The following is a 13,404-nucleotide window of genomic DNA, read 5'->3' as shown; positions in this document are numbered from 1 at the left end:
CCTATCGTCTACAATGCTTTTTCCAACAGCTTTGGCTTCGCGAAGATCATTCGTCCAGCCGAGGTTTGCAGTACGCTCGTGACCAGCACATCCAAGTCGCTGCCGATAAACTCGCGTCCGCCCTCCACGACGATCATCGTGCCGTCATCGAGGTATGCCACGCCTTGACCATACTCTTTCCCGTCCTTGATCACCTGGACGTTCAGCTCTTCGCCTGGAAGGACAACCGGCTTGACCGCATTGGCCAAATCGTTGATGTTCAACACAGGCACGCCCTGCAATTCACAAACCTTGTTCAGGTTGAAGTCGTTGGTCACCACTTTACCATTCAGCACTTTCGCCAATTTGACCAGCTTGCTGTCCACCTCGGAGACGTCTTCAAAGTCACCTTCGTGAATCTGGACTTTGACCTTCAGCTCTTTCTGGATTTTGTTCAAAATGTCCAGTCCGCGTCTGCCGCGATTACGCTTCAGCGCATCGGAAGAGTCTGCGATGTGCTGCAATTCCTCCAGCACGAAGCGCGGGATCACCAGCTCGCCCTCGATAAAACCGGTACGGCATATATCAGCGATGCGCCCATCGATGATCACGCTGGTGTCGAGAATTTTATGCTCGACATTGGCCGCAATTCCTCCGCTTCCCTTTTTCGCCTTTTCCTTACGCCCGATTGAAAAAATGGACATAAGCTCATCTCTCTTGCGAAAGCCCACCTGAAAGCCCAAATAGCCAAGTAGTCCCGAGACAACCAACGGAAGGAAATCTCGCAATACCGGAATCGGAATGCTGTTGATGGGAAGGTATAATAAAAAGCCAGGAATAAGACCAATAATCAGCCCCATCGCACCAAACATCACATCAATAATCGGCAGTTTGAGAAGCGTATCCTCGCCCCAATGAATGGTATTTACGATGTAATCAACCAGCCAGTTCGCCAGAAGGAAAAACAATCCCGCGCCGACAACCGCACCGATATACGATTGCAATGGCTCAAGCACCTGTCCGAAATTCAATAGCGAATTAAGCAAGTCGAACAAGGCGGGACCAAACTGATAACCCAGGCCTCCACCGACCACTACAAACAAAATGGTAAACACCTTTTTTAACATGCCTTCACCTCCTGCTATTAATATGGACGAAAGTTGGTAAGAAAAACCCTGTATGAAAAAACAACATGTAGTTTTTCTTATGCGACTTTCCACCACTATAGCAAATATTTTTTTCACGTGTCAAATGGCCAAAAATTTTACCACATCAAGCAAATTAAAGTCAATATTTTGACAGTATGGCAATCAACTCCTTATAATATTCAATAAATTGGTAACGAAAAATTCAGACGATTTCCCGAGGTTGTCGGATTCTTTTTACCCATATTACAAGCCGAGGTGATTCAGAATGGGCAAAATTTCGCTGGAAGCGTTTCAGGATCAAGTGTCACAGCTGTTGATTCGTCATCGCAGCGTGCTTGATGTTCTTTCCAAGACCCAAGAGAGTACCGCGCGTGTAAATCGTGCCCTTACCAAAGCCGTTACCGAGTGCGGGTGCGTCGAGGTAAGTGCTCGCAAGCAACCGTATGATACTGACAAAAGCCTGAAGGAGCATCAGTCCCACTTGGATACCCACTATTCCGGACCGCTGTGCGAGCACTGCAAGGATGTGCTGACAGCAGAGCTGGGCAAAAATCTGTTTTACCTGACGGCACTGTGCAACATCGCTGACATCAAGCTCGCAGACGTTCTCGAGACGGAAGCTAAACGGTTGAATACCCTAGGCGTTTTCAACTTATCCTAGTTATTTGTAGTACGAATCACAGGTGAAAAGGTTGCAAAAAAAAACGGCCCGAGGCCGTTTTTTTACTGACAATAAACGATTCTGTTCGTCGCGTTCCTGTCGAGATCAGTCGAAAGGAAAGGTTTTTGTTTTCCGTTCTTCGCGCCGCGCTTTGAGCTTGCGGAACAAAAACTCAACGTTTTTTTTTATGCCGTACAGCGCATAGAGCGCAAGCGGGAGAAAGACGATTTTGGGAAACTGGCTCGGGAACTTGACCGCTACCACAACAACCACCAGCACGATGATCGGCGTGATCCAGTAGGCCGCTTTCGGAATGCCCACTTTTTTGAAGTTCGGGTATTTTACATTGGATACCATGAGGAACGCCAAGAGCAGCATGCTCAGCAGCAACAGCCCGAGATGGAACACTTCATGATACAGTGCCAGCGTGGCCAGCACACCGCCTGCTGCCGTAATCGGCAAACCGGTGAAATAGCCGGGTACTCCGGCCTGCACGTTGAATCTGGCAAGGCGCAGCGCCCCGCAGATCGGAAAAATCGCTGTGATGATAATGCCGATTACATCCAGCTGCTGCAATGCTACCACGTACATAATAAAGGCTGGCGCTACTCCGAATGTAATGACATCCGACAGCGAATCCAGTTCTTTTCCGAACTCGCTTTGGGCATTCAGCATCCGGGCAACCCGCCCGTCCAATCCATCCAATAACATCCCGACAATTACCGTAATCGCTGCATAATCAACATATTGATTCCCCTGAAAAGCAAGGATCATTGCCACGACCCCAAGGAACAGATTGCCTACAGTCAACATGTTCGGCAATGCTTTCACGAACATAGGCTACCTCCTGTATGATGGGTTAACAAACCAATAATTCCTAAAATGCTTGACCATCCTTATACTATTTGACTTAAATGTGCCTGTCAATGAACACCTGCTCCTGAATCCGTCGCAGCCCTTCCTTGATCGAGCGTGCGCGCACCTCTCCGATCCCTTCAACCTCATCAAGTTCCTCGATGGTAGCCATCATGATGCGCGGCAAATGGTGAAAATGATTCACCAGGTTTTGCGTAATCGACATCGACAAACGCGGAATTTTATGTAGCAATCGATACCCCCGGGGAGAAACCGATTCTTCCGTCAGCGTGAGGGAGGCCGAATAGCCGAGCGGCTTTAAAAAGGAGTGCACTTCCAAAATTTCGTCGGCCGACAGCTTTTTCATATCACGCAACACTTGTTCTGGTGAGCAGTCGGCGTTACGGACATAATCGCGGATCAACATGCTGGCGTCATCCTCGATGTTGGCGATCAGCTCTGCCAGCTGCATGCTGATGAGCCGACCTTCAGTACCCAATTCATTGATGTATTTCATGATCTCTGCTTTTATACGCAAAACCATCTCGATTCGTTGCAACACGCTGGCGATTTCGTTGATTGTGACCAATTCTTCGAACTCCAGTGCGCTCAGATTGGTTAACGATTGGTCCAACACGGTTTTGTATTTTTCCAGCGTATGAATCGCCTGATTGGCTTTTTCCAAAATAACGCCCAAATCTTTGAGCGCATAGCGGAAATTGCCTTTGTACAAGGAGATAATGTTCCGACGCTGTGAAATCGCGACGACCAGATGGTTCGTCTGCTTTGCCGTGCGTTCCGCTGTCCGGTGCCGCGTCCCTGTTTCGGTGGTCACTACCGCTGGCGACGGGATCAGCTGTGCATTGGCGAACAAAATCCGTTTTGTGTCTTCACTGATTATGATCGCCCCATCCATCTTCGCTAATTCATACAAATGAGCGGGGGTAAAGTCGCAATTAATGGAAAAGCCGCCATCTACGATCCCTTTCATCTCTTGACCGTACCCCACGACGATCAGCGCGCCTGTTTTCGCGCGAAGGATGTTTTCCAACCCTTCACGAAACATTGTTCCCGGTGCAACCAATCTCAAAACCTCACTGATGCTTCCATCTTTTTTCGAGGTCGCCTCAAGCATCGCTTATCCCCCCAAAACCTCATGCAATGCATCTTCTACTGTTTTCACACCAACTACTTGTATGTCAGGGGGTAATTCGAGGCCACGAATATTTTTTTCCGGAACAATCACCCGCTTAAAGCCCAGCTTCGCCGCCTCACGGATCCGCTGCTCGATTCGGGAAACGGCTCTCACTTCACCAGTCAACCCGACCTCGCCAATCACGACATCAGATGGATTGGTCGGATGATCCCGAAAGCTGCTCGCAATACTCACAGCAATCGCCAAATCGATCGCTGGCTCATCGAGACGCACGCCCCCTGCTACATTTACATATGCATCTTGGTTTTGGAGCATGAGTCCGATTCTTTTTTCCAATACTGCCATAATCATCGCAACGCGCTGATGATCGACGCCGGTCGCCATCCTCCTCGCAGTGACAAAGCCCGTGGGCGCTACCAGCGCCTGCAATTCAACAAGCATCGGGCGCGTGCCTTCCATGCTGGCCACAACCGTGGAGCCCGCCACGCCGACAGGGCGCTCAGCCAAAAACAGCTCCGACGGATTCGCTACTTCGGCCAATCCTCGGTCCTTCATTTCAAAAATGCCGATTTCGTTCGTTGAGCCGAACCGGTTCTTTACCGCGCGCAAAATGCGGAATGTATTATGCCGTTCTCCCTCAAAATACAGTACGGCATCCACCATGTGCTCAAGCATGCGCGGACCGGCAATTGCCCCTTCTTTCGTTACGTGGCCGACGATAAACGTGGCAATCCCTTTCCCTTTGGCAATTCGCATCAGCTGGGCTGTCGTCTCTCGCACCTGCGCAACGCTACCGGCTGCTGACTGAATCGCGGGGTGAAACACCGTTTGTATCGAGTCGATAATGAGCACATCGGGTTCAATCGCCTGGATCTGTTCCTCGATCAGCTCCATGTCATTCTCTGCCACGACATACAAGGGAGGAGTCTTTGAGTCGAGTCGATCAGCGCGGAGTTTAATTTGTTTCACGGATTCTTCACCCGAGGCGTACAAGACTTTGTACCCGTTCAACGCCAACGCAAACGAGGTTTGCAACAACAGTGTGGACTTGCCGATCCCCGGATCTCCACCGACCAAAACGAGCGATCCAGGTACGAGACCGCCGCCCAATACGCGGTTCAATTCCCCGATTGTCGTGTCGAAGCGCGGCTCTTCTTCGCTTGCCACTTGCGTCAACGGCAACGCCGCCTGTTTTACACCGCTCCCAATAGTATTACGATTGGGCGCGGATTTCGTTTCTATCTCTTCTACCATTGTGTTCCAGCTGTTGCATCCCGGACATTTGCCCATCCATTTCGGACTCTCATATCCGCAAGACTGACATGCGTATTTTGTTTTGATCTTGGACATACTCGCAACCCCTAGAATTGGAAATTAAATACAAAGAATTCGTTAACGCAGCAGCTTTCTCCTGCTATCCGCAGGAAAACGCGAAGGGATACCTTCCCAAAGGAAGATACCCCTCATTGCTTTTATGTGTTGCTTGTTTCCAAACGTTTTACGGTCAATTTGCCTTCCTCGGCATCAATGTTAACCGTGTCGCCTTTGCTGATTGTGCCTTTTAGCAGCTCTTCGGAAAGGCGGTCTTCGATGTTGCGCTGGATGGCACGGCGCAGCGGACGCGCTCCGTAAGCCGGATCGAAGCCTTCCTTGGCCAAAACCTTTTTGGCTTCGTTTGTGAGCTGGAAGTCGATGCTTTGCTCTTTCAGGCGCTTGCGCAGCTCATCGGTCATGAGCGAAACGATTTGCTCGATGTGCTCCTGCTCCAGGGAGTGGAAGACGATGACCTCGTCAATGCGGTTGAGGAATTCAGGACGGAAGCTGCGCTTCAATTCGTCCATCACTTTGTCTTTCATATCCTGGTATTTCTTCTCGGTATCGCCAGTGGTGAAGCCGAGCGATGTATTTTTCTTGATCATATTGGCACCGACGTTGGATGTCATGATGACCACCGTATTGCGGAAGTCGACGGTGCGCCCTTTGGAGTCGGTCAGACGTCCATCGTCGAGAACTTGCAGCAAGATGTTAAATACATCCGGATGCGCTTTTTCAATCTCGTCGAGCAGGATGACCGAGTATGGCTTGCGGCGGACTTTCTCGGTGAGTTGACCGCCTTCGTCATATCCCACATACCCCGGAGGCGCCCCAACCAAACGGGAGGTCGAGTGCTTCTCCATGTATTCCGACATGTCGATGCGGATCATCGAATCTTCATCGCCAAACAGCGTTTCTGCCACTGCACGCGCCAGTTCGGTTTTCCCTACACCTGTCGGGCCGAGGAAAATGAACGAACCGATCGGACGCTTCGGATCTTTCAGGCCTGCACGCGCACGGCGTACGGCACGAGAGATGGATTTGACAGCTTCATCTTGCCCGATCACGCGATCATGCAAAATTTCTTCCATTTTCAGCAAGCGCTCGGTCTCTTCTTCCTTCAGCTTGACGACCGGTACTCCCGTCCAGTTCGCGACGACGTGTGCAATATCTTCCGGCGTCACTTCCATGTTCAGTTTGCCCTGGCGCTCTTTCCAATCCTTTTTGGTGCGGTCCAGCTCTTCGCGCAGCTTTTGTTCCTGATCGCGCAACGCAGCAGCTTCTTCGAACTCCTGCGATTGCACCGCTGCGTCTTTTTCCTTGCGCACCTCTTCCAAACGCACTTCAAGCTCTTTCAAGTTAGGCGGTACGGTGAATGACTGCAAGCGCACTTTGGACGCTGCCTCATCCACCAGGTCGATCGCCTTATCCGGCAGGAAGCGGTCTGTGATATAGCGATCGGAAAGGCGAACCGCTTGATCAATCGCCTCATCCGTAATTTTTACGCGGTGGTGCGCTTCATAACGATCGCGCAAGCCGTGCAAAATTTTGATCGCGTCCTCAACGCTCGGCTCGTCAACCTGGATCGGTTGGAAACGACGCTCAAGCGCAGCATCTTTTTCGATGTACTTGCGATACTCATCCAGCGTGGTCGCGCCCACGCATTGCAGCTCGCCGCGCGCCAGAGCAGGCTTCAGGATATTGGAAGCATCGATCGCTCCCTCTGCTCCCCCTGCGCCAATCAGGGTGTGAAGCTCATCGATAAACAGGATGATGTTGCCCGCCTGGCGGATTTCATCCATGATTTTTTTCAAACGATCCTCGAATTCACCACGATATTTGGTTCCTGCTACCACGGTTCCCATATCAAGCGTCATGACGCGCTTGTCGCGCAACGTTTCGGGAATCTCGTTGTTTACGATCTTTTGCGCCAAACCTTCGGCGATTGCCGTTTTCCCTACGCCTGGCTCCCCGATCAATACAGGGTTGTTTTTGGTGCGTCGGCTCAATACTTGAATGACGCGCTCGATCTCTTTTTGGCGACCGATAACCGGGTCGAGGCCGCCCTCTTTCGCAATCGCGGTCAGATCGCGGGCAAGACCGTCCAATGTTGGCGTGTTCGCCGATGCGCTGTTATTTGCCGGCTGATGGGATGCCATCATTTCGGAGCTGCCGAGCAGCTGCAGAACCTGCTGACGCGCTTTGTTCAGGCTTACGCCAAGATTGTTCATGATGCGTGCTGCGATGCCTTCTCCCTCGCGGATGAGGCCAAGCAGGATGTGTTCGGTACCGACGTAAGTATGGCCCAGCTTGCGGGCTTCATCCATCGACAGTTCGATTACTTTTTTTGCACGCGGTGTGTAGTTCGGTGTGTAATTTCCGCTTTGCTCGGTTCCTCTGCCGATCAGCGCTTCCACTTCGCTTTGGATTTTATCGAGTCCCAAGCCAAGGGATTGCAGCGCTTTTGCAGCGATACCCTCGCCCTCGCGGATCAGTCCCAAAAGGACGTGCTCTGTACCGATATCCTTATGTCCCAAACGTACGGCTTCTTCCAAAGCCAACGCCAAAACTTTTTGTGCTCGTTCTGTAAATCGTCCAAACATCATAGCATGACACCTCCAGCGGTTCATTCATAGGGTACGAAACAATGTATGAAGGATGGAATTGCTTTAGGCAAGCCGCTCGCGGATCAGTCGCGCTCTCCGCTCATCCCGCTGTTCAGGGCTGAGCTTCTGGCCGGCATTCTGCTGTAAAAATCCCGGTTGACTAAGCACGAGCATTTCGTTTAAGACAAGCGGCGACACATCGGGAATGAGTCCCAGATCGACCCCGAGGCGCACATCAGACAAGCGCTGGGCCGCTTCTTTGGTCTCTACGGTTCTGGCGAATTTGAGAATGCCATAGGACCGGTAGATACGGTCTTCTACAGCCATCCGCGAATGCTCCTCCAAATAACGGCGGGCCACGCGTTCCTGCTCGATAATCTGGTTCGCAACACCGTACAGGTTGGAGAGAATATCACCCTCGGACATTCCCAGCGTCACCTGATTGGACAGCTGGAACAGGTTGCCGAGCGCTTCGCTGCCTTCGCCATATAGGCCGCGGACCACCAATCCGACTTGGTTGATCGCCTGCAAAATCCGGCTAATTTGTTGCGTCATCACCAATGCGGGCAAATGGAGCATCACAGATGCACGAATGCCGGTTCCTACATTTGTCGGGCAGCTGGTTAAGTACCCGCGTTTTTCATCAAAAGCATAATTCAGTTGCTTTTCAAATATATCATCAATCTTTGTTCCGGTTTCCCATGCTTCTTTTAGCTGACAACCAGATAAAAGCACTTGTATTCGTATATGATCTTCTTCGTTCACCATGATGCTGATCGATTCGTCTTGATTAAGCAATACCGCGCCTTTTCGCGACTCCTCTGCCAGATTCGGACTGATCAAGTGCTTTTCTACCAACACGCGCTTTTCCAGGGCAGACAGATCATCCATCCGAATGGGTTCAAATGGTCCAAGCTGCGCCATCGCTGCGCTTTGGCTGGCATCAATTACTTTATTCAGCACCTCCTCGGCTTGCGAATCGGTTGCTAACAGTGGAAACGGATGATGGCGCAAGTTGCGAGCAATCCTTAGCCGCGTGCTGATCACGATGTCAGCTTCCGGTCCGTTTCCTTTCATCCAATTGCTCCAAGGCTGTTGCATAAATTGCTGTTTGGACACCGCCGCCTCACCTCCTTGTTAGGATTGCGCAATCTTTTGCTCGAGAGATCGAATGCGGTCGCGTATTTCCGCAGCCTTTTCGAACTCTTCGGTCGCGATGAATTGCTGTAAGGATGCTTTCAACTGATCCAGCTCTTTGCGTATTTTGATCTGGCCTCCTGTGCGCTCCGGAACTTTCCCGAAGTGGACGGTGTTGCCATGAATACGGCGGAACATCGGATCGAGTTTTGAACCAAACGCCTGATAGCAGTCACTGCAGCCGAAACGGCCGCTTTTGCTGAACTGGGCATAGGTGAGTCCGCACGTTTCGCAGCGTTGTATTTTTACCTGGGATGCTGCTTGGCTGGATGGTTGCCCAGCGGGGTTGCTTTTGCTCATTGGATCAAAATTCAGCAGGCCGGAGAGAAGATTATGGATGCTGAAATTGTTGAAGCCACCCATAATGTCGCCCTTTTCTTTGGCGCATGCTTCACAGATGTGGTACTCTGTTTTCTCTCCATTGACGATTTTGGTCAGGTGCAATGTGGCGGGCTTTTTACCGCATTCTTCACAGGTCATGAGAATTCCTCCCTACAACCAGCTTTTTGAAGGTTATTTAAGCAAAATCGAAGCAATCATCTGCTTGAGGATGGTTGCTCGCAGGCGATCACGCAACTCTGTGTCCACAAGAAGCACATTTCGCGAAGTGGCAATTTTCATCAATGCCGCCTCACGCACATTGATCAATCCTTCTTCGAGCAGACGGTCGACGATTGCGTAGCCGACTCCTTGTGAAATGCTTTCGCCGATCAGCTCCTCTGTCAACAATTCCTGTAGACGAGTCTTGTTGACGATTTGCACTTTTCGTATGCGAATATAGCCGCCGCCCCCTCGCTTGCTCTCCACAATGTAACCTTTTTCAATGGTGAACCGCGTGTTGATGACGTAATTGATCTGTGATGGTACACATTGAAACATGTCGGCTATCTCGCTACGCTGAATCTCGATCCATCCATTGGGACTCTCTTGCAAGATATTCTTCAGATGATGTTCAATAATGTCCGAGATGTTTCGCAAAGTTTCGCCTCCTTGTTCCGTAATACACACCAAAACTGACTTTGACTATCTTTGACTTTGATTATAATCCTTACGATATCGCAATGCAAGCATGTGTGTGACTCTCTCCTGCTTATTTTTGTCAAGATTGTCTGCATTAAAACCCGCCATTTGCTGGACAAAAACCCCCACTTCGCGAGGAAATGGGGGGTTTTTGGTGGAGTATGGGTTACCGTGTCGAACATGTTGGGCTTTCTCATCGATGACCATGGTGGATTTACTGGGCTTTCCCTTGATCGGTCCTCACTTTTCCATGTCATGCACAATAAATGTCGCAATGTCGTCTGCGGCGAATGGCTTGGCTATTCGGCTTGCCGACTCCTTCATGTGTTCCACCTTCGTTTGGTTTTGCAGCAGTTCTTCGATAAAGTACATCAACTGCTCTGTGACGGTGGCGTGCACGGCACAGCCGTTATTCAGCAAGAAATGGCTGTTGCGCTCCTCCTGCCCGGGCAGCGGGTTGTAGATGATCATGGGGACTTGCTTGCTCATGACCTCCGCCGTCGTCAATCCGCCGGACTTGGTGACGATCAGGTCGGCCACCGTCAAATATTCGTGAAAATTGTCGATGAATCGCAGTGGCACAACTTCCTGGGCATAGGTTTTGTTGGACACCCTGCGGTACAATTTGTCATTTTGGCCCGTCAAGACGAATGTTTTGCATGGTGTATCGATTTTATCCAAACCGGAGAGCACCTGCTCCATCGGCCCCAAGCCCAAGCCGCCCCCGGACAGAATCACACATTTTTGCTCCGGGCGAATGTTCAGCTTTTCCCGGATTTCTTCCGCATTCACCGGCATTCCATATTTTTTCATGATGGGAATGCCCATGGGCTTGTATTTGCGATATTCTTGCCGGTAAATGTCGACAAGGTAATACAGCTGCTCATGCGCGATAAAGTAGTAGTTGATGTGATGGTTTATCCATGAAGGATGAATCGTGTAATCCGTGATGATGGTATAAATCGGTTCCTGCCATTCATTCCGGCCTTTCAGCACCGACAGCATGCAGCTGGCAAACGGATGCGTGGCAATGAACGCGTCAGGCTTCACATTTTCGATCAGTTTTTTCAACTGATTGGCTAATAATTTATTCATCAGTACGTTCATATCAAAAAAACGGGTTCTCTCTGTGTTGTGATAAATTCTTCCCCATACCTTAGGCGATAGCTTTAGCAGTTTGGTATATCCCTCTAATAAGATCTTGTGAAACGTTGGGCTGATGTATTCCAGCGTGTCAATGATCATCGATGTATAGCCCTTTTCTGCTAAATGCTCCTGCATCGCCCTGGCTGCTTGATTGTGCCCGTTTCCAATCGAGGCGGAAAAGATTAGAATTTTTTTCATTTCCGTTCTCCTATCCTCCAACTCATTTCACTTCTGATGTTAGACTAGGATATATGTATTCTCAAGTCAGAAAACAAAAAACCTCAACCAGCAAAGTTGAGGATTGTTTTATTATGTAGTTTACACAAGTTTTGTTCCCTGAAAACTGGATACGCAAGTCATTGCTATGGATTGTTGTGGATAAGCCCTCGACCGATTAGTATTCGTCAGCTCCACGCGTTACCGCGCTTCCACACCGAACCTATCAACCTCATCGTCTATGAGGGGTCTTACCAGATTGACTCTGTGGGAAATCTCATCTCAAGGGGGGCTTCACGCTTAGATGCTTTCAGCGCTTATCCCGTCCATACATAGCTACCCAGCTGTGCTCCTGGCGGAACAACTGGTGCACCAGCGGTATGTCCACCCCGGTCCTCTCGTACTAAGGGCAGCTCCTTTCAAATTTCCTACGCCCGCGACAGATAGGGACCGAACTGTCTCACGACGTTCTGAACCCAGCTCGCGTACCGCTTTAATGGGCGAACAGCCCAACCCTTGGGACCTACTTCAGCCCCAGGATGCGATGAGCCGACATCGAGGTGCCAAACCTCCCCGTCGATGTGGACTCTTGGGGGAGATAAGCCTGTTATCCCCAGGGTAGCTTTTATCCGTTGAGCGATGGCCCTTCCATGCGGAACCACCGGATCACTAAGCCCGACTTTCGTCCCTGCTCGACTTGTAGGTCTCGCAGTCAAGCTCCCTTGTGCCTTTACACTCTACGAATGATTTCCGACCATTCTGAGGGAACCTTTGGGCGCCTCCGTTACTTTTTAGGAGGCGACCGCCCCAGTCAAACTGCCCACCTGGCATGGTCCTCGCACCCGATAAGGGTGCCGAGTTAGAAACTCCGTACATCAAGGGTGGTATCCCACCGACAGCTCCACAGAGGCTGGCGCCCCTGCTTCTCAGCTTCCCACCTATCCTGTACATGATGCACAAAGTTCCAATACCAGGCTACAGTAAAGCTCCATGGGGTCTTTCCGTCTTGTCGCGGGTAACCTGCATCTTCACAGGTATTATGATTTCACCGGGTCTCTTGCCGAGACAGCGCCCAAGTCGTTACGCCTTTCGTGCGGGTCGGAACTTACCCGACAAGGAATTTCGCTACCTTAGGACCGTTATAGTTACGGCCGCCGTTTACTGGGGCTTCGGTTCAAAGCTTCGCTTGCGCTAACCCATCCCCTTAACCTTCCAGCACCGGGCAGGCGTCAGCCCCTATACTTCGCCTTGCGGCTTCGCAGAGACCTGTGTTTTTGCTAAACAGTCGCTTGGGCCTTTTCACTGCGGCCCCCTCGGGCTTTAACACCCTACCGAGGCGCCCCTTCTCCCGAAGTTACGGGGCCATTTTGCCGAGTTCCTTAGCAAGAGTTATCCCGCGCACCTTAGGATTCTCTCCTCGCCTACCTGTGTCGGTTTGCGGTACGGGCACCAGATTGCTCACTAGACGCTTTTCTTGGCAGTGTGAAATCAGGGACTTCGGTACTAAAATTTCCCTCGCCATCACAGCTTGCCCTTACGATGTGCGGATTTGCCTACACATCAGGCTTACTGCTTAGACGGCCATCCAATAGGCCGCTCACCCTATCCTCCTGCGTCACGCCATCGCTCAAACGCAATCACGGTGGTACTGGAATATCAACCAGTTGTCCATCGCCTACGCCTTTCGGCCTCAGCTTAGGTCCCGACTAACCCTGGGAGGACGAGCCTTCCCCAGGAACCCTTAGGCTTTCGGTGGACAAGATTCTCACTTGTCTTTTCGCTACTTACACCGGCATTCTCACTTCCAAGCGCTCCACCGCTCTTTCCAGTACGGCTTCACTGCTGCTTGGAACGCTCCCCTACCCAGTCCGTTAGGACTGCCATAGCTTCGGTGGTATGTTTAGCCCCGTTACATTTTCCGCGCAGAGTCACTCGACCAGTGAGCTATTACGCACTCTTTAAATGGTGGCTGCTTCTAAGCCAACATCCTGGTTGTCTGGGCAACTCCACATCGTTTCCCACTTAACATACACTTGGGGACCTTAGCTGATGGTCTGGGCTGTTTCCCTTTTGACGACGGATCTTAGCACTCGCCGTCTGACTCCC

General features: G+C 50.9%; 10 protein-coding genes and 1 rRNA gene (1 of these 11 only partly in view). 1 reads left to right on the top strand and 10 read right to left on the bottom strand.

The features are described 5' to 3' along the window. Positions 1-8: 8 nt before the first annotated feature. On the bottom strand, positions 9-1,106 hold the full coding sequence (locus tag ACTID9_RS01490; protein WP_441069535.1) for a PIN/TRAM domain-containing protein: 1,098 nt from the start codon (positions 1,104-1,106) through the stop codon (positions 9-11). A 286-nt stretch (positions 1,107-1,392) separates the two neighbouring features. On the opposite strand from ACTID9_RS01490, the gene ACTID9_RS01485 reads away from it, so the two are divergent. Continuing rightward, entirely contained in the window at positions 1,393-1,788 is a 396-nt protein-coding gene (locus ACTID9_RS01485) for a DUF1573 domain-containing protein (protein WP_441069534.1), read from the top strand. 105 nt (positions 1,789-1,893) lie between these two features. Here the strand turns inward: ACTID9_RS01485 and pssA are convergent, their stop codons facing one another. From pssA to ACTID9_RS01440, 9 genes are all read right to left on the bottom strand, one after another. After that, on the bottom strand, positions 1,894-2,625 hold the full coding sequence (pssA, locus tag ACTID9_RS01480) for a CDP-diacylglycerol--serine O-phosphatidyltransferase (protein ID WP_441069533.1): 732 nt from the start codon (positions 2,623-2,625) through the stop codon (positions 1,894-1,896). A gap of 73 nt (positions 2,626-2,698) precedes the next feature. Beyond that, the gene (gene disA, locus ACTID9_RS01475; protein WP_441069532.1) at positions 2,699-3,778 is read right to left on the bottom strand and encodes a DNA integrity scanning diadenylate cyclase DisA; all 1,080 of its coding nucleotides are present in this window, start codon (positions 3,776-3,778) and stop codon (positions 2,699-2,701) included. A 3-nt stretch (positions 3,779-3,781) separates the two neighbouring features. Continuing rightward, on the bottom strand, positions 3,782-5,149 hold the full coding sequence (gene radA, locus ACTID9_RS01470) for a DNA repair protein RadA (RefSeq protein WP_441069531.1): 1,368 nt from the start codon (positions 5,147-5,149) through the stop codon (positions 3,782-3,784). A gap of 122 nt (positions 5,150-5,271) precedes the next feature. Beyond that, complete coding sequence (locus tag ACTID9_RS01465) at positions 5,272-7,719, bottom strand: ATP-dependent Clp protease ATP-binding subunit (protein ID WP_441069530.1); 2,448 nt, start codon at positions 7,717-7,719, stop codon at positions 5,272-5,274. Between the two features lie 63 nt (positions 7,720-7,782). Beyond that, positions 7,783-8,838, bottom strand: coding sequence for a protein arginine kinase (locus ACTID9_RS01460; RefSeq protein ID WP_441069529.1), 1,056 nt, complete (start codon positions 8,836-8,838; stop codon positions 7,783-7,785). Between the two features lie 18 nt (positions 8,839-8,856). Next, the gene (locus tag ACTID9_RS01455; protein ID WP_441069528.1) at positions 8,857-9,396 is read right to left on the bottom strand and encodes a UvrB/UvrC motif-containing protein; all 540 of its coding nucleotides are present in this window, start codon (positions 9,394-9,396) and stop codon (positions 8,857-8,859) included. Positions 9,397-9,429: 33 nt separating this feature from the next. Continuing rightward, entirely contained in the window at positions 9,430-9,894 is a 465-nt protein-coding gene (locus ACTID9_RS01450) for a CtsR family transcriptional regulator (protein ID WP_441069527.1), read from the bottom strand. A gap of 282 nt (positions 9,895-10,176) precedes the next feature. Continuing rightward, positions 10,177-11,280, bottom strand: a complete 1,104-nt coding sequence (locus ACTID9_RS01445) for an MGDG synthase family glycosyltransferase (RefSeq protein ID WP_441069526.1) — start codon at positions 11,278-11,280, stop codon at positions 10,177-10,179. Between the two features lie 176 nt (positions 11,281-11,456). After that, positions 11,457-13,404: ribosomal RNA gene (locus tag ACTID9_RS01440) — 23S ribosomal RNA — on the bottom strand (it continues 981 nt past the right edge of the window).

It is taken from the genome of Brevibacillus fluminis (assembly GCF_052072235.1).
Classification (GTDB): domain Bacteria; phylum Bacillota; class Bacilli; order Brevibacillales; family Brevibacillaceae; genus Brevibacillus_D; species Brevibacillus_D fluminis_A.
The sequence above is the reverse complement of the archived record's forward strand: the minus strand, read 5'-3'. Positions and strand labels throughout refer to the sequence as shown.